At 65.7% G+C, this 21,856-nt stretch carries 19 protein-coding genes and 1 pseudogene; 12 read left to right on the top strand and 8 right to left on the bottom strand.

Annotated elements, in window-relative coordinates:
• Positions 1 to 313 precede the first annotated feature (313 nt).
• Positions 314 to 964 carry a hypothetical protein gene (locus tag ACLMAL_RS36480; protein WP_412003219.1) on the top strand — a complete coding sequence of 217 codons (651 nt, stop codon included), beginning with the start codon at positions 314 to 316 and terminating at the stop codon, positions 962 to 964.
• Between the two features lie 602 nt (positions 965 to 1,566).
• On the opposite strand, the gene ACLMAL_RS36475 is transcribed toward ACLMAL_RS36480, so the two are convergent.
• The 6 genes from ACLMAL_RS36475 to ACLMAL_RS36450 all read right to left on the bottom strand — a co-directional run bounded on the left by ACLMAL_RS36475 (position 1,567) and on the right by ACLMAL_RS36450 (position 6,274).
• A complete protein-coding gene (locus tag ACLMAL_RS36475) occupies positions 1,567 to 1,989 on the bottom strand; it encodes an NUDIX domain-containing protein (protein ID WP_412003218.1) in 423 nt (140 codons plus the stop codon).
• 136 nt (positions 1,990 to 2,125) lie between these two features.
• Positions 2,126 to 3,025 (bottom strand): amino acid ABC transporter permease, encoded by a 900-nt coding sequence (locus ACLMAL_RS36470; protein WP_412003217.1) that lies wholly within the window; start codon positions 3,023 to 3,025, stop codon positions 2,126 to 2,128.
• Complete coding sequence (locus tag ACLMAL_RS36465; protein WP_328403669.1) at positions 3,022 to 3,696, bottom strand: amino acid ABC transporter permease; 675 nt, start codon at positions 3,694 to 3,696, stop codon at positions 3,022 to 3,024. Before ACLMAL_RS36465 ends, ACLMAL_RS36470 begins: the two co-directional genes overlap by 4 nt.
• Positions 3,697 to 3,845: 149 nt before the next feature.
• The gene (locus tag ACLMAL_RS36460) at positions 3,846 to 4,682 is read right to left on the bottom strand and encodes a glutamate ABC transporter substrate-binding protein (RefSeq protein WP_328403667.1); all 837 of its coding nucleotides are present in this window, start codon (positions 4,680 to 4,682) and stop codon (positions 3,846 to 3,848) included.
• A 48-nt stretch (positions 4,683 to 4,730) separates the two neighbouring features.
• The gene (locus ACLMAL_RS36455) at positions 4,731 to 5,459 is read right to left on the bottom strand and encodes an amino acid ABC transporter ATP-binding protein (protein ID WP_412003225.1); all 729 of its coding nucleotides are present in this window, start codon (positions 5,457 to 5,459) and stop codon (positions 4,731 to 4,733) included.
• 179 nt (positions 5,460 to 5,638) lie between these two features.
• A complete protein-coding gene (locus ACLMAL_RS36450) occupies positions 5,639 to 6,274 on the bottom strand; it encodes an HD domain-containing protein (protein ID WP_412003216.1) in 636 nt (211 codons plus the stop codon).
• Positions 6,275 to 6,980: 706 nt separating this feature from the next.
• On the opposite strand from ACLMAL_RS36450, the gene ACLMAL_RS36445 reads away from it, so the two are divergent.
• The 3 genes from ACLMAL_RS36445 to ACLMAL_RS36435 all read left to right on the top strand — a co-directional run bounded on the left by ACLMAL_RS36445 (position 6,981) and on the right by ACLMAL_RS36435 (position 10,735).
• A complete protein-coding gene (locus ACLMAL_RS36445; protein WP_412003215.1) occupies positions 6,981 to 7,967 on the top strand; it encodes a GlxA family transcriptional regulator in 987 nt (328 codons plus the stop codon).
• A 259-nt stretch (positions 7,968 to 8,226) separates the two neighbouring features.
• Positions 8,227 to 9,762, top strand: a complete 1,536-nt coding sequence (miaB, locus tag ACLMAL_RS36440) for a tRNA (N6-isopentenyl adenosine(37)-C2)-methylthiotransferase MiaB (protein WP_412003214.1) — start codon at positions 8,227 to 8,229, stop codon at positions 9,760 to 9,762.
• A 379-nt stretch (positions 9,763 to 10,141) separates the two neighbouring features.
• A complete protein-coding gene (locus ACLMAL_RS36435; RefSeq protein ID WP_412003224.1) occupies positions 10,142 to 10,735 on the top strand; it encodes a hypothetical protein in 594 nt (197 codons plus the stop codon).
• Between the two features lie 60 nt (positions 10,736 to 10,795).
• On the opposite strand, the gene ACLMAL_RS36430 is transcribed toward ACLMAL_RS36435, so the two are convergent.
• Positions 10,796 to 12,178, bottom strand: coding sequence for a DUF349 domain-containing protein (locus ACLMAL_RS36430; protein ID WP_412003213.1), 1,383 nt, complete (start codon positions 12,176 to 12,178; stop codon positions 10,796 to 10,798).
• A 276-nt stretch (positions 12,179 to 12,454) separates the two neighbouring features.
• Here ACLMAL_RS36430 and ACLMAL_RS36425 point away from each other — a divergent pair, with 276 nt between their 5' ends.
• From ACLMAL_RS36425 to ACLMAL_RS36390, 8 genes are all read left to right on the top strand, one after another.
• The gene (locus ACLMAL_RS36425) at positions 12,455 to 13,240 is read left to right on the top strand and encodes a hypothetical protein (protein WP_412003212.1); all 786 of its coding nucleotides are present in this window, start codon (positions 12,455 to 12,457) and stop codon (positions 13,238 to 13,240) included.
• A complete protein-coding gene (gene miaA, locus ACLMAL_RS36420; RefSeq protein WP_412003211.1) occupies positions 13,237 to 14,175 on the top strand; it encodes a tRNA (adenosine(37)-N6)-dimethylallyltransferase MiaA in 939 nt (312 codons plus the stop codon). Before ACLMAL_RS36425 ends, miaA begins: the two co-directional genes overlap by 4 nt.
• Positions 14,172 to 15,011, top strand: coding sequence for a TrmH family RNA methyltransferase (locus ACLMAL_RS36415; RefSeq protein ID WP_406231322.1), 840 nt, complete (start codon positions 14,172 to 14,174; stop codon positions 15,009 to 15,011). Before miaA ends, ACLMAL_RS36415 begins: the two co-directional genes overlap by 4 nt.
• Before the next feature lie 56 nt (positions 15,012 to 15,067).
• Entirely contained in the window at positions 15,068 to 15,949 is an 882-nt protein-coding gene (gene dapF / locus ACLMAL_RS36410) for a diaminopimelate epimerase (protein WP_328413220.1), read from the top strand.
• 201 nt (positions 15,950 to 16,150) lie between these two features.
• Positions 16,151 to 17,662 (top strand): GTPase HflX, encoded by a 1,512-nt coding sequence (gene hflX / locus ACLMAL_RS36405; RefSeq protein WP_412003223.1) that lies wholly within the window; start codon positions 16,151 to 16,153, stop codon positions 17,660 to 17,662.
• A 171-nt stretch (positions 17,663 to 17,833) separates the two neighbouring features.
• Positions 17,834 to 18,736: a lysophospholipid acyltransferase family protein gene (locus tag ACLMAL_RS36400; protein WP_412003210.1), complete on the top strand. Its 903-nt coding sequence runs from the start codon at positions 17,834 to 17,836 to the stop codon at positions 18,734 to 18,736.
• Between the two features lie 60 nt (positions 18,737 to 18,796).
• Positions 18,797 to 19,864, top strand: coding sequence for an alpha/beta hydrolase (locus tag ACLMAL_RS36395; protein ID WP_412003209.1), 1,068 nt, complete (start codon positions 18,797 to 18,799; stop codon positions 19,862 to 19,864).
• A gap of 390 nt (positions 19,865 to 20,254) precedes the next feature.
• Positions 20,255 to 21,400, top strand: coding sequence for an acyl-CoA dehydrogenase family protein (locus ACLMAL_RS36390; protein WP_412003208.1), 1,146 nt, complete (start codon positions 20,255 to 20,257; stop codon positions 21,398 to 21,400).
• A gap of 127 nt (positions 21,401 to 21,527) precedes the next feature.
• Here ACLMAL_RS36390 and ACLMAL_RS36385 read toward each other — a convergent pair.
• Positions 21,528 to 21,686: pseudogene (locus tag ACLMAL_RS36385) on the bottom strand (IS30 family transposase); the annotation flags it as partial.
• Positions 21,687 to 21,856: the final 170 nt, after the last annotated feature.

Genomic DNA, 21,856 nt, shown 5'->3' with positions numbered 1-21,856 from the left:
CCCGCAGGACACCGCAACCAGCACCCGGCACCACGCTACGACGTGCACATCAAGACGCCCAGCAACCAGAAAGCATCCAAAGCCGCCGGGCCGCGACCACGCCGCACAGGTTAAAACTCAAGCTAGCGCCTGTTTCATAAGTGAATCGATTTGAGGGTGTCGTTCTACAGCGCCGCAACTTCTGCCCACTTCGCTCGCTGACGGCTGCCTGGCCTCATTACATCCGACATGCTTGGATGACGCGGTGTCGAATGCTTTCGATGAGCATGTGACGGCTCTTCTGGCGAGGCTGTCTTCTCGAGGTTCGGATGCCATGGTGTGGAAAGAGTTGTGGGATGAGCTCTACCACCAGTATCGAAGCGATGTCGCCTGCACGGCATTGCCCGAGCTCGCTGCTATCGCCGCCGACGGCGCCCCGAGTGACCGCTTCGAAGCCGTGCAGCTCGCGGGTGCTCTCCTCGCGAAAGCCGATCCGTATACCGCGGAGATACGCGAGCGATACGCTGGGCACATCGCCACCTTGCTTCGGGAAGCACAGATCGAACTGGCCGAGAACAGCCCCGAAGACGATCACGATCCGACCTCCTTCGTCTTCCGTGTGCAAGCCGTGTTGGCATTCGAGGATGCCACGATCTGGTCGGAACAACTGATAGGGCTGCTCGACGAGGAATTCGAGATCATCTGTCCCGTATGCTGGGCAGCGATGGACCTACACCTCGGCGAGCGCGGGTTTTTCACCTGTACGGGCGGCTACCCGCCCGAGACGGTCACCCGACGGCCCTTGGTTGCGACTCATCCTGACGAATTGACCGGTCTCGGCCACAGACTCCATCGACTCGCCGCCGCCGCACGACAGCACACACTTGCTCGACAGCTCACCTACCTGTTCGGCCGCGGCACATGTACGGAAAACGGACACCAGTTCATACCCGCCGACTCTGTCGTTGAGCTGTGGACGTCTTAGCTCATCTCTTGAATGTGGGTGAGGGCGGGCGTGTGCCCGCTCTCACCCGTGTCGTAGCCATTTGATGGCGGCGATGCTGACGATGGCCAGGTAGCGGAGGGCGAGTTTGTCGAATCATGTTGCCACATAACGGTTTTCCTTGAGTTGACCGATTCCGCACTCCCAGCATGACGTTGCTTGTAGTCCTCGGCGTCGAACACCGGTGGCCGTCCACCGGCCGAACCCTTCTTCTGGCGGTGGGCGGCTTGGTCGGCCTTGATCGGGATGGTGGCCTTGATCCCGCGGCGCCGCACGGCGGCGCCCTCAGCTCAGACCACTTTCAAAACACGGGCTAGCGCCGGCAGCTGCTCCGTAGCCCCCCTTCAGCAGCTCTGCGCAGCGACCTCGGCGAAGTCGTCCTCGGCCCGTGGATGCCGCGCGGACTCTCGACGGGATTCACGGCGGCACAATGACGGTCACAGCGCTGATCGACACTTGCCGGTGCGGGGCCACAATCTCGCCACTGGATTCGGTGGGTCACCGCTTGCCTGGTGCCCCTCGGGCCCGGCACCTGTTTGCATATATCCCGGTCCGTCTCCCTTCGGATCGGGACATGCCCATACTCAGCCGTTCCAACCGTGCCAGAACGACTGTGCACCGCTGGCGATGACGCCCTTCAACGCGCTCGGTCGCAGATCAGTCGTCGACAGCTGGTTTATCGGCAACCAGAAGAATTCGAGGTGATCTTCCTGGCTGGCGGGGAAACTGTCCACCTCAGCGGCAAACACCAGATTCACCTCATGACGCGTGGTCGATTCGTCGTCGACATATCCGTGCTCGACGACACCGACGAGGCCGAGGATCCTGCTCGCCGTTCCGAGTTCTTCCGACAGTTCACGGACCAGGGCTGACTCGACAGGCTCTCCGGGCTCGACATGGCCACCGGGTAGGAACGCCCCTTGCTTGCCGCGTGCGCGTGCCACGAGCAGCCGATCGCCGTCGCGGATGACTGCGCGGGCGATGATTTCGGTTGTTGCGGCGCTCATCTGGACCCTTCTATTTCGGATGCCGCCCGTATGGAGGTAGGTGACTTCGGTGCTTATTACCGCATCGAGCGCCCGCCGGCCCGGCCCTCGGGTCCGGTCCGGGCCAGGTATTCGTCTAATGCCGCCGCGTCGAGGCTCACGGCTTCTTCGTGATATCCATGCCGGGTGCGGCGTCGGTGAGGACTGAGTCGGCCGCGAGGACCGTTGCGCCCTTGGCCCGTTTGCGCGAGCGCAACCGCTGCTCCAGCTTGTTCGCCACGAATGTCAGCGTGCTGTTCAGCAGAATCATGACGATCGCGACGACGATCAGTGCGGGCACCGTATTCCGTTCGGACGCACCGAGTTGCGAGCCCTGGCGCACGATCTCGAGGTAGGTGATCTGGTAGCCGAGCGCCGAATCCTTCAGTGCGACAACCATTTGCGAGATCAATGCAGGAAGCATCGCGGTGATCGCTTGCGGCAGCAGGATCAACCGCATCAGCTGCCCCTTGCGCAGCCCCAGCGCCACTGCGGCCTCGGTCTGCCCCTTCGGTAGCGACTTGATGCCCGCGCGCACGATCTCGGCGATAACTGAGCCGTTGTAGATGGTCAGCGCGATCACGACGGCCGCGAGGGCGAGCTGATCGACCTTGAACAACTTGTAGTCGGAGAAGATGTAGAACAGGAAGATCATCAAGATCAGCACGGGGATAGACCGGGCCACCTCGACGATCGCCCCTGCCACCCACCGCACCAGACGGTGCTCCGACAGCCGGAGGATGCCGAAGATCATGCCGATCACGAGCGCGAACACGATCGAGAGCAGTGCCGCGACGAGGGTGCCCCGCAGGCCGGGCAGCAAGTAGGTCGTCCAGACGTCGGCCTCTGTGAACGGCTTCCACTTCTCCGTGGTGAACTGTCCCTTATCGGCGAAGCCGCGGTAGAACACCCAGCCGATCGCCAACACGGCGATGACGGCGATGACGGAATAGATCTGGTTGCGGATGCGCGCCCGGGGACCCGGCGCGTCGAAAAGAACCGAAGCACCGGTACTCATCGGGCCACCTCGAATCGCTTGGCGAGCCAGCCGAACAGCAGGCCGGTCGGCAGGGTCAGGATCACGAAGCCGAGCGCGAAGATGGCGCCGATAGTGATCAGCGCGGCCTCGTTCTCGTTCATCTTGGCCATCAGAGTCGCGGCCTCGGCGACGCCGATCGCCGAGGCGATCGTGGAGTTCTTGGTCAATGCGATCAGTACGCTGCCGAGCGGCGCGATGACCGAGCGGAATGCTTGCGGCAACACCACGATTCGCAGATTCTGTGTGAAGCTGAAGCCCAGTGAGCGGCCTGCCTCCGACTGGCCCATCGGCACGGTGTTGATGCCAGAGCGCAACGATTCGCAGACGAATGCCGCGGTGTAGATGCTGAGTCCAAGTACGGCATACCGAAAGTTGTTCTGCGCCAGCGAGTTCGGGCCTTCCGGTGCCAGCTTCCAGCCCATGGTCGAATAGAGGCCCAGCGAGCAGAACACGATGATCAGCGTGAGCGGGGTGTTGCGGAAGATGGTGACGTAGGCGCTGCCGAGGAAACGGGCGACCGGCACAGGGGATACGCGCATTGCGGCGACAAATGTGCCGAGGATCAGGGCAAGGACCGCGGACGACGCGGTCAGCTTGATGGTCACCCAGAAGGCTCCGAGGACGTCATACCTCGAGATCAGGTCGAACACGGCGGATCCGTCCCTCCGATCGGGGTCGGTGCGCGAGGCCGGGGATCATCCTGGCCGCGCGATGTGCAGGGCTTGTAGCGACGGTGAAACCATCCCTCAGCACGTCGAGAGCGATTGGGTGGCCCTTCCGGACCACCCAGTCAGCAATCTCAGTACCGGTTCACCGTCGGCGGAGTCGGGGCCTGGTAGCCCGAGACACCGACCGTCGTGTCGAACGCCTTCTTCCAAGAGCCGTCCGCAATCATCGCCTCGATTGCGTCGTTGACCTTGTCGCGGAGTTCCTTGTCGCCCTTCTTCACGCCGATGCCGTAGTTCTCCGTGGTGAACGGCTTGCCGACGACCTTGTACGAGCCCGCACTTTGCGCGGCATAACCGGCCAGAATGATGTCGTCGGTGGTCACCGCGTCATACGAACCTGCCGAGAGGCCCTCGAGGCACAGCGAGTAGGTGTCGTTGGTCTGCAGCTGGGTGTCGGGGTAGTTCTTCTCGATGTTCTGGGCGGGGGTCGAGCCCTTCACCGAGCAGACCTTCTTCCCCTTCAGATCATCGGGGCCGTTGATGTTGCTGTTGTCGGCCTTCACCAGCAGGGACTGGCCCGCAACGTAGTAGGGCCCGGCGAAGTCGACCTTCTCTTTGCGCTTGTCGTTGATCGAGTAGGTGGCGACGATGTAGTCGACCTGTCCGTTCTCGATCAGCGTCTCGCGCTGGCCGGACGGGGCTTCCTTGAAGGTGATGCTTTCCGGCTTCACGCCGAGCTTGCCGGCGACGTATTTGGCGACCTCGATATCGAACCCGCTGTAGGAGCCGTCCTTGTTGCGCAGGCCGAGGCCGGGCTGGTCGAACTTGATCCCGACGGTGAGTTTGCCGTCCTTGGCGTTGTCCAGGGCGGTCTTGCTGTCGCCTCCGCCACAAGCGGCTGCGGTCGCGGCGGTCAGCGCCAGGGCGATCGCCCCGACACCGATTCGAAGCGCACGGTTGATCCTCATCGAGTTCCTTCCCTCATATGGTTTTCGATGGCCGTGATTGTCAGATGGTCAGTGGCTCAATATTTTCCCGAGGAAATCCTTCGCACGCTCGGATTTCGGCGCGGTGAAGAATGCCTCCGGCTCGGCATCCTCGACCACCTGTCCGTCGGCCATGAACAGCACCCTGTTCCCGGCGCGACGAGCAAAACCCATTTCGTGGGTGACCACCAGCATGGTCATCCCTTCTTTGGCCAGCGACACCATCACATCGAGCACCTCCTGGACCATTTCCGGGTCCAGTGCGGAGGTCGGCTCGTCGAACAGCATCACCTTAGGGCTCATTGCCAGGGCGCGCGCGATGGCTACGCGCTGCTGTTGGCCACCCGACAGCTGCGCCGGGTATTTGTCGGCCTGGTTGGCGATGCCCACACGTTCGAGCAGTTCCATCGCCCGGGCGCGGGCGTCGCTCTTGGCGATCTTGCGCACCTTGAGCGGCGCGAGCATCACGTTCTCGACGATGGTCTTGTGCGCGAACAGGTTGAAGGATTGGAACACCATCCCGACATCGGCGCGCAATGCGGCGAGCGCGCGGCCCTCGGCAGGCAGCGGCACACCGTCGATGGCGATATCGCCGGAGTCGATCGGCTCCAGCCGGTTGATGGTGCGGCAGAGCGTCGATTTCCCGGACCCCGAGGGGCCGAGAACAATGACGACCTGTCCCTTGGGAACTTCGAGGTTGACATCCCGCAGCACATGGAGCTCACCGAAGTGTTTATCCACATTGCGCATCGAGATCATCGGCGCACTGGTGGTGGCGCTCTCATCCCCGGTCGTGGCGGCCCCGGTCGTGTCGGGCGCGGCAGCGGCGTCGGTCATGCATCAAGACCTTAAGCGGAAAATACGAATTTGCCCGAGTTTCTGCGACACACCGCCCCGCCGCGCCGAATCGACACGTGCCTGTAACCTTCCGGTCGGCCCTACTCGGGCCAGCTGGAGCCCTCGATCACCTCGACGAAATCGGTTCGCTCGAAGCCGGGCACGAATCGGGCGAGCACGTCGGCTTTGACATTGCCGAAGGTGGTCTGCGGCCGATCCTCGATGCCGTGCGTGAACGCGGCGAGAATTCTCTTCTTGAAGTCCGGGCGCGGGTGCGCGGCGACTATGGCGTCACGAATGTCGGCGGGCAGATCGCGATAGCCGATCCCGAGGACATCGAGTTCGACGCCCGCGGTGACCAACGCGATCTCCGGCCGCATCCAATGCGGGATCTCCGGTGTGGTGTGCAGCGCGATGGCATCCCACACCAGCCGCACCGACTCCTCCGGAATGCCGTGTGCGCGCAGGAACGCTGCGGCCTGCTCGGCGCCGTCGATCTCGAATCTGCGGTCGGAGGTGCGGTATTCGTCGGTCAGGCCGAGGTCGTGGAACATCGCTCCGATGTAGAGCAGCTCCGGATCGAACTCGAGGCCGCGACGGGCGCCCTGCCAGGCACCGAACAGGTAGACGCGGCGGGAATGGTCGAACAGCAGATCGTCGGTGGCGTCGCGAACCAGTTCGGTTGCGGAGGCGGCCAGGCGGCTGTCGGGGATGACGATGTCGGCGATGTGGCTCATGGGGACTCCTGGTGTCGGTGTTCTCGTCATCGAGTCTTGTTGCGGCCGAAGGTCGCAGCCATGTCTGTATGGACAGGTATCCCTCGGATTCGGCCATATTTCCGCGATAGGCTCGCGGTATACGACGGCGTGCGACAGCTCGACATCACGAACCGCTCGGGGTGTCATCGCTCGCTCTACCGCCGTCCTGACCCGGATCGCGGTGGACCTGCCCACGTCAGCCGCATCGAGAAACGCGTTGTCCTGCGATGGTGGGACTGCTCGTGGTCAGCGGTCCGAGTCCTCGAGTATCGGTGTAACCGTGTCTCGCGCGGGATCGGCCGGGCGACATTCGGTGAGCAGCCCTTCGCGGACGAGGCGTCGGATGAGCACCACACGCCCTTATTTGTCGATATGGCCGGGTAGCTGATTCGCTGCGCATTCTCCGGTTTCGAGGAGAGCGCTTGGATACAGAAGATCGTTCAGGTCCACGGTGACCCCTGGCACGACTTCGGAACGGGCCTAGTGCTCGGTTACGGGTTGTTCCAGATGTCCCTCGCCGCTGGGTCGTGTCCACAGTGTCCATCGGCATCTGTGGCGGAAGCGGGTATTCGGGGCCTGGTCGGCGTTGTCGAAATAATCTGCGGTTGCGGCTGAAGACCGAGTCATGTCCGTATGGATAGATATCCCTCGAATTCGGCTATGGCCACACGAATAGGCTTGCGGCATGTCGCGCAAGGTTCGTCACATCGTGTTCCTGGCCTACAACGGCGTGCGGCAACTGGACATCACCGGACCACTGGAAGTGTTCGCGACCGCCCGCGACCTGGGGGCGCGGTATCGATGGTCGGTGTGCTCTGCCGATGGCGCGGACGTGACCACCGCGACGGGTCGACTCGCTGTCGACGGCCGGGTCGAGCACGCCCCGATCGACACCGTGGTGGTCCCCGGTTCCGCGGATCTCCCGCGCAACCGAATCCCCGTGACTCTGCTGACCGATCTCGCCGCGCTCGCTCCACGAGTGCGCCGGGTGGCCTCGGTGTGCACCGGCGCGTTCGCCCTGGCCGAAGCGGGCATGCTGGACGGCCGCCGCGCGACCACCCATTGGCGACACGCCGCCACGCTGGCGCACCGCTATCGCGCCGTCCGCGTCGAGCCGGATGCCATCCACGTCCGTGACGGACATGTGCTCACCTCCGCAGGCGTGACCGCGGGCATCGACCTCGCCCTGGCGATGGTGGAGGAGGACACCAGCGCCGCCCTGGCCCGCGAGGTCGCTCGTGACCTGGTGGTCTTCATGCAGCGCCCCGGTGGACAGTCGCAATTCTCTGCCGCGCTGCGCACTCCGGCGGTCCGCCACTATCCGCTGCGCGCGGTCGTCGACGCCATCGCCGTCGACGCCGCGGCCGACCATTCCACACCAGCCCTTGCCGCTCGCGCGGGCCTGAGCATCCGCCACCTGACCCGCCTGTTCCATGACCAACTCGGCACAACCCCCGCCGCATACGTCGAGTCCGTACGCGTCGAGGCGGCACAAGCCCTGCTCGCCGAGGGTGCAACAGTTACAGATACGGCCCTACACACCGGCTTCGGCAGCGACGAATCGCTGCGGCGCGCATTCGGTCGTCGCCTCGGCATCACCCCCTCGGCATACCGCGCGCGCTTCCGCACCACAGCCAACGGCACCGCCGAGACCGACACCCATCACGCGTAGCCCGAACGGGCACACCGAGAACCCCCGCTCGGCGCGGGCGAAGGCGAGGCTGCCGCGCACCGCTTGATCGGGTGTAGTTGGGCGGAGTCCGCCGTTAGTTGCGCTTGGTTCGAGCGGAGGCGAGGCCACCGCTTGATCGGGTGTAGTTGGACGGAGTCCGCCGTTAGTTGCGCTTGGCCCGAGCGGAGGCGAGGCCACCGCATACCGAGGCGCTGAACGGCGCAGATGCCGGCGGCCTTACCCTGGATAGGTGAATTCGATGGGCCAGGTAGAGGGAGCAGTTCGCAGCTACGAGGTGCGCACCTTCGGCTGCCAGATGAACGTGCACGATTCCGAACGTTTGTCTGGTCTGCTGGAGGACGCGGGATATGTGCAGGCCGCGCCGGGGGCGACGGCCGACCTGGTGGTTTTCAATACCTGTGCGGTTCGCGAGAACGCCGACAACAAGCTCTACGGCACCCTCGGCCACCTCGCTCCGATCAAAGCCGAACGGCCCGGTATGCAGATCGCGGTAGGCGGCTGCCTCGCGCAGAAGGATCGCGACACCGTGGTGCGCAAGGCGCCCTGGGTCGACGTGGTGTTCGGCACCCACAACATCGGCTCGCTGCCGGTGCTACTGGAGCGGGCCAGGCACAACCACGAGGCACAGGTGGAAATCCTGGAATCGCTCGAGGCGTTCCCCTCGACACTGCCCGCCAAACGGGAGTCCGCGTACGCGGGCTGGGTGTCGATCTCGGTGGGCTGCAACAACACCTGCACCTTCTGTATCGTGCCGTCGCTGCGCGGCAAAGAGGTCGACCGTCGCCCAGGTGACGTACTGGCCGAGGTGCAGGCACTGGTCGACCAGGGCGTGCTCGAGGTGACGCTGCTCGGGCAGAACGTGAACGCCTACGGAGCTTCCTTCGCCGATCCCGAGGAACAACGTGATCGCGGCGCGTTCGCCAAGCTGCTGCGCGCGGCCGGACGGATCGAAGGACTTGAGCGCGTGCGTTTCACCTCCCCGCACCCGGCCGAGTTCACCGACGACGTGATCGAGGCGATGGCGGAGACGCCCAATATTTGCCCACAGCTGCACATGCCGCTGCAATCCGGCTCGGACCGGGTGCTCAAGGCGATGCGCCGCTCCTACCGCAAGGCGCGCTACCTCGGCATCATCGAAAAGGTCCGTGCGGCAATGCCGCACGCAGCGATCACCACCGACATCATCGTCGGCTTCCCAGGCGAAACCGAGGAAGATTTCCAGGAGACCCTGGACGTGGTGCGCCAGGCCCGCTTCACCAGCGCCTACACCTTCCAGTACTCCAAGCGTCCCGGTACGCCCGCCGCCGATATGCCCGATCAACTGCCCAAAGAGGTGGTCCAGGAGCGCTACGAACGGCTCATCGCGCTGCAGGAGGAAGTCTGCCTGGACGCGAACCGCGAGCTGATCGGTACCGAAGTGGAGCTGCTGGTCGCCGAGGGCGCGGGCAAGAAGAACGCGGCCACCGCACGCATGAGCGGCCGAGCCCGCGACGGCAGGCTGGTGCACTTCCGCCCGCCCGTCACGGAATCGGGCAGCGCCGGCACGGTTCGGCCCGGCGACATCGTCACCGTCGACATCACCGGCGCGGCTCCCCACTACCTGATTGCCGACGGACCCGTGCGCACCCATCGCCGCACCCGCGCGGGCGACGCGCACGAGCGCGGCATCACGCCCAAGACCGAACCGATCGGAGTCGGTCTCGGCCTGCCTCGCATCGGCGCCCCGGCCTCGGAACCGGCCGCCGCGGGCTGCTCGACCGGCTGTGGCGCATGAGCGTGCACAGCATGGCAGTCGCTCCAGCGCCCATCGCGAGTGCGCCACGGTTCGGCGTGGTGGTAGGCGCGCGGAAATCGTGTTCGGAGGGTGGACGAGGTGTGCCGAAACTTAGCATCGACGAGGTAGCGGCATGAGCAGCGCGCCGGATGAGGACAGCGACGCGACGCGCGGACCCGGGGGAGCGGAGCTCGCGTCCGGCCGCAGCGCGGACGGTGCGAATCCGCTTCCGGCCGAAGGCGAATCGAACCCTGGCGCCTCGGATTCGGCGGAAAATACTACCTCGCGTAGTGGGTCGGCTTCCGGTGTCGGACGCACCGATGGCACAGTTGACCCCGGCAGTGCCGACCATGATGACGCCGAACGAAACGAGGGCTCAGTGAATTCGGTCGAGAGCAGCAAAGACTTCGAGCAGTTCCGCGACGACCTCGATGCCGTCGAGCGCCGTGTCGCCGGTGAGATCGATCCCGGCATCCGCGCCATGGTGGTCGCAGGCGCGGTGTTCGTGCTGCTGGTGTCGCTGGTGCTGCCGCACGCGGGCACCGCACGCGGCTTCGACGTCTTGCTCGACACCAGCGCCGCGAGCTTCGAGCACATCGGCCTGCCGTCCCGGATCTTCGTCTGGTTCGTCGTCATCTTCGGCATCGGTTTCTCATTGCTCGCCCTGATGACCCGCCGCTGGGCACTGGCCTGGATCGCGGTCGCCGGATCCGCCATCGCAGGTGCCTTCGGTGTTTTCGCCATCTGGCACCGCCAGACCCCCGGCGTCGGCGGCCCCGGCGGCGCCAACTACTACGGCGCAGGCCCCGGCATCGGCCTGATCCTCGGCGCACTCGCCGCCATCGTGCTGACCTTCCACTGGGTGCGCGTCGTATGGAGCCGCACCACACTGCAATTGGCCGCGGAAGAACAGCGCCGCATCGCCGCGGCCGCGGCGGAAGAGCGCGACCGCCGCCGCTTGATGGGCGAGTAACCCACCCGACCTGCCGGATGACCGTTCCTGAAATCGGTTCGACCGACCGTCTCCCCGGTGTCAGAGGTTGCTGACAGCGCCCTCTGCCGCCTCGGCCCATTCACGCCACTGCTTGGCCTGTTCCATGGCCTTCTCGGCGTCACGCTTGTTGCCCGCCGCGGTCGCCTTCGCCGCCTGCTCCTCGAATTGCGCTACCCGCTCACGGAATTGGGCGGCCCTGGCCATTGCCTCCGGATCGGTGCGGCGCCACTGTGCGTCGACCGCGTCACGGACCCGCTTCTCGATGGCGCGCAGCTTGCCTTCCAATTCCTGGATCCGCTCCCGCGGCACCTTGCCGAGTGCATCCCACTTGTCCTGGAGCTCGCGCAGCGCGTTCCGTGCGGCATCGAGGCCGTTGGCCGGATCGATGTGCTCGTAGGCGTGCAGCAGCTCTTCCTTGGCGATGGCATTGTGTTCGAACTCGGCGTCACGTTCGTTGACGGCGGCATTGCGCGCGGCGAAAAACACATCCTGGGCGCTCTTGAATCGCCGCCACAGCGCCTCGTCGGCCTCGCGCGGCGCGCGGCCCGCGGCCTTCCATTCGGCGAGCAGGTCACGGAACACACCCGCGGTGCCGACCCAGTCGGTAGAGCCCGAGAGTTCCTCGGCGCGCACGCACAGTTCTTCCTTGCGCGTCTTCGCGGCCGAACGTTCCCGATCGAGCTCCGCGAAGTGCGCGCCGCGGCGGCGGTTGAACGCCTCACGGGCCTTGGAGTAGCGCTTCCACAACGCGTCGTCGACCTTGCGGTCCACGCCGCGAATGGACTTCCACTCGTCGAGGATCTCGCGCAGCCGATCGCCCGCGGCCTTCCACTGGGTGGACTCGGTAGCGATCTTCTCGGCCTCGGCGCACAGCACTTCCTTGCGTTCGGTGTGCTCGTGCCTGGCCTTTTCCTTCTCCTCCTTGGCGTGTGCCGCCGCCTCTTCGGAGTGCTCGGCGATCGCGGCGAGCCGGCGAGACAGGCTATCGATATCGCCGATCACCGCTGCGGTGGGCAGCGACTCGGCGATGGTGATCGCCGCCGCCTTGGTCTTGCGAGCATCCGCGCCCGCGGCCAGCCGCGCCTCCAGCAATGCCACCTCGGTGGCCAGGTCGTCGAATCGGCGACCGAAATGTGCAAGGCCTTCGGCGGCGTCACCGGCCTGCCAGGAGCCGACGATGCGTTCGCCGTCGGTGGTCTTCACCCAGGCGGTGCCGTCCTCGTCGACGCGGCCCCAGACACTGGGATCACTGGTGGTCGGGACGACCACAGGATGGGGATGTTCGCCGGGAGCCGGCTTGATGGCGTGCGGCTTGGGATGAGCCTGCGCGGCGCCCGGTTTGGGGGCGCCGGGCTTCGGGACGTCCGAGGGGCGCGGTGTCGTGCCGGGGGTGGCCTTCGCGGTTCCGTTGCTGTCCGTCATTGCTCCTCGTCCCTGCCGCGCGTCACGGCTGCCTGGTTACGCCCTAGCTCATCCCATTGAACCCGGTTCGAGCCTTGCAAACTATCGATCGACGTCCTCACGCGGATGATTCCAAGGGAATGCAACCCGTGATGACCTGGGTTGTAGCACCTCGAACACTATCAATCTCGGCCAAGTTTGCGGCAGAGACACTCGAACCCGACCGGCCGCGGGGTCGCCCGGGGACCGGTACCCGCGGTGCGTGGCACCGGTATTGCGAACGACTACGGTTACGTCGTGTTCTCCATTGCGGCCCTGGTCCCGTCGCCGCCGATCCTCGTGCCCGAGCTCTGTGGCGGTGTCGCGCATGTGACCGGGGCGGATCCCGTCGGTGTGCCCGCCCTGCTGCGTGCGGCGGCGCTGGAGGCCGCAGGCGCTTTGGCGGTCGCACAGCACTGGCTGGTGATCGGGGCAGGCGCCGCCGACGCGCAGCTCGCGCCCGACACTCTCGGCACATTCCGTGGATTCGGGGTCGACACTCGGGTCGCACTATCGAATCCAGCCCTCTCGACAAGGTCTGCTGACGATGTGCCGGACGCACAGCTTCCGCTGCCGGCGTTGATCGCCGGATGGTTGCGGGGACAGGTCGCGCCGGCCGCGGAGGCCGCGGCCCGTATCGTCGCCGCAGATACCTCGACGGCCCGCTGTGCCGAAATCGGAGCAGAGCTACGAACAGTGCTCGACGATGCACCCGAACCACTGGGCGTGCTGGTGATCGCCGACGGTGCAGCAACACTGTCCACGGCCGCACCCGGCTATCTGGATACCCGCGCCACCGCCGTCCAGGACGATCTCGATCGCGCGTTGGCCGCGGGCGATCGGGCCGGACTGCTCGCCTTGGATCCGGCATTGTGCGCCGAGCTGGCGATGGCAGGGCGGGCCGCCTACCAGGTGCTGGCCGGGCTGTTCGCCGCCGATCCGAGCGATCCGGAGGTCGAGACGCTGTATCGGGACGCGCCTTTCGGCGTCGGCTACCAGGTGAGTGTGTGGCGCCCGGTGCGCGAGCAGGGTGATGCGCCGTGACGATCACCCCGATCGCCGTCGTCGGCCCCACTGCTACCGGCAAATCGGATCTCGGCCTCGACCTCGCCGAGCGACTCTGCGGCGAAATCGTCAACATCGATGCGATGCAGCTCTACCGCGGCATGGACGTGGGCACCGCCAAACTTGCCCCCGGCGAGCGTCGCGGCATCCCGCACCACCAGCTCGACGTACTCGACGTGACCGAGACCGCCACCGTGGCCGCCTACCAGGCCGCCGCGATCGCGGACGTCACCGCGATCATCGCGCGCGGGCACACCCCGGTCATCGTCGGCGGTTCGATGATGTATGTCCAAGCGCTGCTGGATGATTGGGGGTTTCCCGCCACCGATCCCGAGGTCAGGGCGCGCTGGGAGACCCTGCTCGCCGAACAGGGCCTCGTCGCGGTGCACGAGGCGTTGCGGGCGGCCGATCCCGCCGCCGCGGCGACCATCCTGCCCACCGACGGCAGGCGGATGGTGCGCGCACTCGAGGTCGTCGAACTCACCGGCCGCCCGTTCGCGGCCTCGGCGCCCGCCATCGGCGAACCGCGCTGGGGCACCGTGATCATCGGCGTGGATCGGGATACCGCCGAACTGGATTCGCGCATCGAGCGGCGCACCGCGCTGATGTTCGAATCCGGACTGGTCGAGGAGGTACGCGGTCTCATAGATGTCGGCCTGCGCGACGGCGTCACAGCGCGCCGGGCGATCGGCTACGCACAAGTCCTGTCCTACCTGGACAACGAATACGACCTGAACCACGCGCAGGAACGCACCCTGATCGGCACCCGGCGTTACGTCCGGCGCCAGCGCTCGTGGTTTCGGCGGGATCCCCGGGTGCACTGGGTGGACGGCGCCGACCCCGAGCTGGTCGCCACCGCGTTGTCTCTGCTGCCCGCGCAACGTCTCGACAACACAGAACGGACTCCGCAGTGACAAGACGTGTGAGTACCCGCAATGCCTCGGTTCAGGTCTGGCAGGCATACCTGAACAATCGCACCAAACGCCACCGTGACAGCCGTTTTCTCGTCCAGGGCGTGCGCCCGATCACCCAGGCGATCGCCAACGACTGGCCACTCGAGACGATGCTCTACCGGCTCGGCGCGCCCGAGCTGTCGAGCTGGGCACGTGAACTCCTCGACACCAGCGGCGTGCCGCAGGTCGGCCTGGTGCCGGAGCTGATGGCCGAACTCGGCGAAAAGGCAACCGGCATACCGGAATTGGTGGCCGTTGCGGTATCGCGGCAGCCCGAGCTGGACACGTTCGAACCCGGTGAGCCCGGTGACACCGCACCACCGGTGGTCGTGGTCTTCGACCGCCCCAACTCGCCGGGCAACCTCGGCACCCTGATCCGCTCGGCGGACGCCTTCGGCGCGAGCGGTGTGATCGTCACCGGCCACGGTGCCGACCAATACGACCCGCAGGCCGTCCGTGCCTCCACCGGCTCGCTGTTCGCCATGCCGGTCTACCGGGCCGCCGGCGCCGCTCAAGTGCTCGAATTCCGGGACCGGCAGGTGCAACGCGGCATCCCCACCCGCATCGTCGGCACCGACGAAGACGGTGCGAGCGCGGTCTTCGACCACGACTTCACCGAGGCGACCATTCTGGTGATCGGCAACGAGACCAGCGGCATGAGTGCGGCCTGGCAGGATGCCTGCGACGACATGGTCTACATCCCGATGGGCGGCACCGCCAGCTCGCTCGGGGCGCCGTCGGCCGCGGCGGCCACGCTGTACGAAATTTCCCGCCAGCGCAGGACGTTTGTCAGATGACTCACCCGCGATCAGCCGGGAGCACACCGAACAGAGAGAATGGGAACGTGGCAGACATCGAATTTTCGAAAGGGCACGGCACCCAGAACGATTTCGTGGTGCTGCCCGACCCGGAGGTTCGGCTGGAGCTGACCCCGGAGCGGATCGCCGCGCTGTGCGACCGCCGGCGTGGCCTCGGCGCCGACGGGGTGCTGCGCGTGGCGCGCGCAGGCGCACTGCGCGAGCGCGGTGTGCTCGACCGGATCCCCGACGGCATCGACGCCACCGACTGGTTCATGGACTACCGCAATGCCGACGGCTCGATCGCGGAAATGTGCGGCAACGGCGTCCGGGTTTTCGCGCACTACCTGGCCACCAGCGGCCTCGAATCGCGTACGCAGTTCGTGGTCGGCAGCCGAGCCGGGGCACGCCCGGTCACCGTGCACGCCGCCGACCCGGTCAACGGCGATGTCACCGTCGATATGGGTGTGGTCCGCGAGCTGGGTCTCTCGACGGCCACCGTCACGGGCTGGGCGTTCTCCGGAATCGGGATCGACGTCGGCAACCCGCACCTGGCCTGTGTCGACCCCGGCCTGTCGGTCGATGCGCTGGCCAAGCTCGATCTGACCGCCTCACCCGGCTACGACCCCGACCTGTTCCCGCACGGCGTCAACGTCGAGATCGTCACCGCGCTGGATGCCGACAACTCCGTCGACATGCGTGTCTACGAGCGTGGTGTCGGCGAAACCCGTTCCTGCGGAACAGGAACCGTCGCCGCTGCCGCCGCGGCACTGGCGGACTCCGGATTTACGATCGCCACCGACAGCGGCGAGGTCCGGGTCCGGATCCCCGGTGGCGAGGTCATCGTCACCCTCCGTGGCGGTTCCGCCCAGCTGCGCGGCCCGTCGGTGCTCGTCGCCTCCGGCCGCATCGCCGCAGGCTGGTGGCAGGCGCTCTGAAATTCCGGGCCGGCGCGGCGTCGCAATACTCGGATGCGCTATGTCGGTGGATCGTGGGATCATGGACCTTGTATGACGAAACAAGAGACGTATGAATTCACGCCGGCAGCCGACGATGACGACTTCACCACGGCCGCCGATGAGGCGAACTTGGACGAAGTCGCCGACACCGGTGACGTAGTAGCCGAGCACAAGGCGCGCATGGCGCGTTCGGGCTGGACCAGAGAATCCAAGTCCGCGGACCCGACAGTCGGCGAGATGCAGCTGCAGGACCGCAGCTCACTACGTCGTGTCGCGGGTCTGTCCACCGAGCTCACCGACATCACCGAGGTCGAGTACCGGCAGCTGCGCCTGGAGCGGGTCGTGCTGGTCGGCGTCTGGACTTCGGGCAGCACCGTGCAGGCCGAGGCGAGCATGGCCGAACTGGCCGCGCTCGCCGAGACCGCGGGTTCCGAGGTACTCGAAGGTCTGATCCAGCGCAGGGACAAGCCGGACCCGGCCACCTACATCGGTTCCGGCAAGGCCGACGAACTGCGCGCGGTCGTCCTGGAGACCGGCGCGGACACGGTGATCTGCGATGGTGAGCTCACTCCCGCGCAGCTGACCGCGCTGGAGAAGGTCGTCAAGGTGAAGGTGATCGACCGGACCGCGCTCATCCTGGACATCTTCGCCCAGCACGCCACCTCCAGTGAGGGCAAGGCGCAGGTCGCCCTGGCCCAGATGGAATACATGCTGCCGCGCCTGCGCGGCTGGGGTGAGTCCATGTCCAGGCAGGCCGGTGGCCGGGCAGGCAGCAACGGCGGTGTGGGTCTGCGTGGTCCCGGTGAGACCAAGATCGAAACCGATCGTCGCCGCATTCGCGAGCGAATGGCCAAGCTGCGCCGCGAGATTCGTGAGATGAAGACCGCGCGCGACACCAAGCGGGCCCGCCGCAATTCCAGTGGCATCCCGTCGGTCGCGATCGTCGGCTACACCAACGCGGGCAAATCCAGCCTCATGAACGCGCTGACCGGTGCGGGCCTGCTGGTCCAGGACGCGCTGTTCGCCACCCTCGATCCGACTACCCGGCGCGCCGACCTCGACGACGGCCGCGAGGTCGTCTTCACCGACACCGTCGGTTTCGTGCGCCACCTGCCGACCCAGTTGGTCGAGGCATTCCGCTCCACCCTCGAAGAGGTCACCGGTGCTGACCTGCTGCTGCACGTCGTCGACGGCTCCGACTCGCTGCCCGCCGAACAGATCAAGGCGGTCCGCGAGGTGATCACCGACGTGATCAAGGAGTCCGGCTCGGCCGCGCCGCCGGAGCTGCTGGTGGTCAACAAGATCGACGCGGCCGATCCGGTGGAGCTGACCCGGTTGCGCGGGGTGCTGCCCGACGCGGCCTATGTGTCGGCCCACACCGGCGCGGGCATCGCGGCACTGCGCGAGCGGCTGGCCGAGGTCCTCGGCGGACTCGATGTCGAGGTCAGCGTGCTGCTGCCCTATACCCGTGGCGATCTGCTCGCCCGCATTCACGCGGACGGCCGGATCACTACATCAACCCACGAAGAAGGTGGCACCCGGGTGCGGGCACGAGTACCGCACGCACTGGCCGCGGCGTTGTCGGAGTACGCCCACGCCGGGTCCGCCGCGGAGGTTTACGGCGCTCCCGACACCAACGGATACGCCGAGACCACTGGACATCCGGAAACGAGCGCCCCATTGCAGGACTGATCGTCGCAATGCGGAACCGGAGTGTGACGTAACGCTCACCGTGCTGTTGTGCGAGCGTGCACGGCCCGCCGACCATCGGTCGGCGGGCTTTGTGCATTCCGGGTACACAACTGATGCGACGCAGTCGATTTCGTTACGATATCGTCGTCGAATCGACATCAGGAGGGTTCCATGTCGCACGACAACTCCGGCTCGGCCGTTTCCCGTGATCGGCCATCCGGTGACTCGTCGCACACCAGCGTGCTCAGTGACGGTGCGCCGCTTTCGGTTTCACTGACCGACACCGATCTTCGGGTGCTCGACACCCTGCTCGCGCCCCTGCGCGCCTGGACGAGCCCCCGCTACTACGGCCTCGAGAACATCCCCGCCGACGGTCCGGTGCTGTTGGTTGGCAACCACAACCTGATGGGCGGCATCGACGCACCGCTGCTGCTGCCGGAAATTCTGCGCCGCCGCGGCAGGCTCATTCGCGGCCTCGCCGAGAACGTCCTCATTTCGGTCCCCGGTGTGCGCGAACTGCTGCACCACTTCGGTGCCGTTCGCGGCAATCGGCGCAACTGCCTTGCGCTGCTGGCCCGCGGTGAGGCCGTCATCGTCTTCCCGGGTGGTGGTCGCGAGGCGGTGCGCCGCAAGAACGAGAAGTACGTCCTGAAATGGCAGGGCCGGTCCGGATTCGCGCACATGGCGATCGAAGCGGGCGCGCCGATCGTGCCGGTGGCGATGATCGGCGTCGATGACGCCTACGACATCGTCTTCGACGGCGATCATCCCGTGCTGCGCCCGCTGCGCTGGGCGGTCGAGGCTCTGGGTCTCAGCAAAGATCTGACCCCGCCGCTTATCCGTGGCATCGGTCCGACCGTGCTGCCCCGCCCGGAGCGCTTCTACTTCTCGGCGGGTGCTCCGATCGATCCTGCGCCGTGGCGCGATGCGGTCGACAAGCATGCTGCCGCAGTGGAATTGCGCGATATCGTGCGCAAAGAGCTGGAGGAGGAGCTGAAGTTCCTCTTCGCCGAGCGGGAGCGCGACTCCGGTCGAACCCTCATCGGTCGGCTGCGTGGCCTGCTGAATCGTTGATGACCGGGTCTCGCCTGCACTGTCAGCAAATTCTCAGTTAGTGGCAGCTACGGTGGTCCCATGCGTTGGACACGAAGACGAATGGCGGTAGCGGCGGGTGCGGTAGTGATGTTCCTGGGGGTGCCCGCAGCGTCAGGTGGCCTCGCTACCGCGGTGTCCGCACCGTCGGATCCGATCATCGCCTCCGGTTCACTGCTCGCCTCGCCCCGCTCGTCGGACGGTTCCCGCATCGACAGCTTCACCATCACAAACGCCCGCAACCTCGTCCTCCAGGTGTTCTCTGCCGCTATGGACAAGAACATCGAGGTCAAGGTGCAGCGCCCCGCCGACGCCTCGGTCGCGCGTCCCACGCTGTACCTGCTTTCGGGAGCGGGCGGCGGCGAGGATGAGGCCACGTGGGACTTGAAATCGTCCGCATCACAGTTCTTCGCCGACAAGGATGTGAACGTCATCCAACCGGTCGGCGGCGCATGGAGCTACTACGCCGACTGGCGCACCTCTGACCCGGTGCTCGGCGTGAACAGATGGCAGACCTTCTTCACCGAAGAATTGCCGCCGCTGATCGACTCGGCGCTCGGCGCGAACGGCACCAACGCGATCGCGGGCATTTCGATGTCGGGCACGCCGGTGCTGCAACTCCCCATCACCAAGCCCGGTCTCTACCAGTCGGCCGCGGCCTACAGCGGTTGCGCTCAGATCAGCGACCCGATCGGCTGGAACTTCGTCAACACCGTCGTCGCGGCAGGGGGCGGCGAATCCGTGAACATGTATGGGCCGCAAGGTGATCCGATGTGGGCGGCCAACGACCCCTACGTCCATGCCGACCGACTACGCGGCACAAACCTGTTCATCTCCAACGGCTCCGGCATCCCCGGCCAGTGGGACACCCTGAACGGTCCCTACGCCCTACCCGGCGTCGGCGGCCTCGCGAACCAGGTGACCCTCGGCGCCGGCCTCGAAGCCGCCGCCAACTACTGCTCCCACAACATGCAGAATCGTCTCAACCAGCTCGGCATCCCCGCCACCTATGACTTCCAGTCGACCGGCACGCACTCCTGGGGCTATTGGCAGCAGGCGCTGGTCGCCTCCTGGCCGGTCCTTGCCAAGGGTCTGGGCCTGCCTGCTTGAGCGGTGGTTGCCAGGATCTCCGGCGACCCATGCTCGCCGTCTCCTGGCCCGAGCTGCCCGAAGCCTTTCATCTGGAGACCGGGCGTTGTCGCTCACCGCGCCGCGGGCAGGCCGGCCGAGGGCTGCGGCCGCCCAGCTCGGGGTCGTGGTTGCCGGATCTCGAGGAGGTCGCGCCAGTCGACGGTTTGTCGGTTCTCGCCATGGTCGAGCCTCGCCGCTCGGGTCACGGCGTTTGCCGGGAATCTCGATCTGCTGCGGAAATCATCGCCACCAGACCAGGTAAGGCAATAGATTTCGGATGCGAAGTGAACTGGCATTCTCTTTCCGGGTACCGTATGTAGCAACAACGGGTCGGTGTGGACCGGCCGCTGTGGTCACTAGGAGGTTGGTGTGGAGCGCACATTGTTCGAACCCGAACATGAACTGTTCCGGGAGTCGTTCCGCAAGTTTCTCGATCAGCACGTCGCGCCGAATCATGCGAAGTGGGAAGAGCAGGGCATCGTCGATCGCGGCGTCTGGCTCGAGGCAGGTAAGCAGGGATTCCTCGGCATGGCCATGCCCGAGGAGTACGGTGGCGGCGGCGTCAAGGACTTCCGCTACAACGCGATCGTCGCCGAGGAATCCGTCCGCGGCCAATACTCCGGCCTCGGCTTCGCCCTCCACAACGACGTCATCGCTCCCTACCTCTCGGAGCTCGCCAACGACGAGCAGAAACAGCGCTGGCTCCCCGGCTTCTGTTCCGGCGAAATCATCACCGCCATCGCCATGACCGAACCCGGCACCGGCTCCGACCTCCAGGGCATCAAAACCCGCGCGGTCCGTGACGGCGACGACTGGATCCTCAACGGCGCCAAGACCTTCATCACCAACGGCATCAACTCCGACATCGTCATCGTCGTAGCCCAAACCGACCCCGACAAGGGCGCCATGGGCTTCAGTCTTCTCGTTGTCGAACGCGGTATGCCCGGCTTCGAACGCGGCGCCAACCTCGATAAGTTGGGTCTCAAAGCCCAAGACACCGCCGAACTGAGCTTCACCGACGTCCGCGTCCCCGGCGCAAACCTCCTCGGCACCGAAGGCATGGGCTTCATTCACCTCATGCAAAACCTGCCCCAGGAGCGCCTCTCCATCGCCGTCATGGCAGCCGCCGCAATGGAAGCCTGCCTGGACATGACCATTCAGTATGTCCGCGACCGCAAAGCTTTCGGCAAACCCATCGGCGCCCTCCAGAACACCCGCTTCGTGCTGGCCGAACTGGCCACCAAGACCACCGCGGTCCGCGTCCTCGTCGACCGTTTCATCGAGGACCTCAACGCGGGCAAGCTCTCCGTCGAGGACGCTGCCATGGCGAAGTGGTGGAGCACCGAGGAGCAGGTCGACCTGATCGACCGCTGCCTCCAACTGCACGGTGGCTACGGCTACATGAAGGAATACCCGATTGCCAAGGCGTACATGGACGCTCGCGTCCAGACGATCTACGGCGGGACGACCGAGATCATGAAGGAAATCATCGGGCGTTCGCTGAAACTGTCCTGACGACAAGCGGTTTCGGACTCCAGAGGTTGTACGAGCCGCCGCCTGGAGTTCCGCGGTCGACAGCGAGAAGCCCTGCACCTCAATGGCAGGGCAGATTCCTGCGGTTGTCGCAATACGTAGTGGTCGATCAGGCGGCAAGTAGTTCAGGCAAGCGCTCGGCTGGGGTTTCCCAGTCGGGCGTTTTGCGTTGTCGGCTGTTGAGTTCGGCCGCGACGGTGGCCAGGCGCACAGCAGTATGGCCGGAATGATCGGTTCCCTTCGGAAGGTATTGCCGCAGTGGGCCATCTGGGCGGATGGGTCGTGGGCTACTCGACTGTGTTCTGTATGTTGCATCCAAGTCGATTCAGCGGTGAGTGATGCATATGTGCAACAAAATAAGGTTGACGATGCTCTTGACGTGGGCGTTCGAATGCGGCTTGATTGCAACATGAGTTGATATCCAATCATGGATGAAAC

Source organism: Nocardia sp. CWNU-33 (assembly GCF_046764895.1).
GTDB lineage: Bacteria > Actinomycetota > Actinomycetes > Mycobacteriales > Mycobacteriaceae > Nocardia.
The sequence above is the reverse complement of the archived record's forward strand: the minus strand, read 5'-3'. Positions and strand labels throughout refer to the sequence as shown.

Excerpts from the sequence above, each read along its gene's own strand:
- ACLMAL_RS36480 (WP_412003219.1), top strand. The coding sequence starts at position 314 with ATGGTGTGGAAAGAGTTGTGGGATGAGCTCTACCACCAGTATCGAAGC.
- ACLMAL_RS36475 (WP_412003218.1), bottom strand. The coding sequence starts at position 1,989 with ATGAGCGCCGCAACAACCGAAATCATCGCCCGCGCAGTCATCCGCGAC.
- ACLMAL_RS36470 (WP_412003217.1), bottom strand. The coding sequence starts at position 3,025 with ATGAGTACCGGTGCTTCGGTTCTTTTCGACGCGCCGGGTCCCCGGGCG.
- ACLMAL_RS36460 (WP_328403667.1), bottom strand. The coding sequence starts at position 4,682 with ATGAGGATCAACCGTGCGCTTCGAATCGGTGTCGGGGCGATCGCCCTG.
- ACLMAL_RS36455 (WP_412003225.1), bottom strand. The coding sequence starts at position 5,459 with ATGATCTCGATGCGCAATGTGGATAAACACTTCGGTGAGCTCCATGTG.
- ACLMAL_RS36450 (WP_412003216.1), bottom strand. The coding sequence starts at position 6,274 with ATGAGCCACATCGCCGACATCGTCATCCCCGACAGCCGCCTGGCCGCC.
- ACLMAL_RS36445 (WP_412003215.1), top strand. The coding sequence starts at position 6,981 with ATGTCGCGCAAGGTTCGTCACATCGTGTTCCTGGCCTACAACGGCGTG.
- miaB (WP_412003214.1), top strand. The coding sequence starts at position 8,227 with ATGGGCCAGGTAGAGGGAGCAGTTCGCAGCTACGAGGTGCGCACCTTC.
- ACLMAL_RS36430 (WP_412003213.1), bottom strand. The coding sequence starts at position 12,178 with ATGACGGACAGCAACGGAACCGCGAAGGCCACCCCCGGCACGACACCG.
- hflX (WP_412003223.1), top strand. The coding sequence starts at position 16,151 with ATGGCGCGTTCGGGCTGGACCAGAGAATCCAAGTCCGCGGACCCGACA.
- ACLMAL_RS36400 (WP_412003210.1), top strand. The coding sequence starts at position 17,834 with ATGTCGCACGACAACTCCGGCTCGGCCGTTTCCCGTGATCGGCCATCC.
- ACLMAL_RS36395 (WP_412003209.1), top strand. The coding sequence starts at position 18,797 with ATGCGTTGGACACGAAGACGAATGGCGGTAGCGGCGGGTGCGGTAGTG.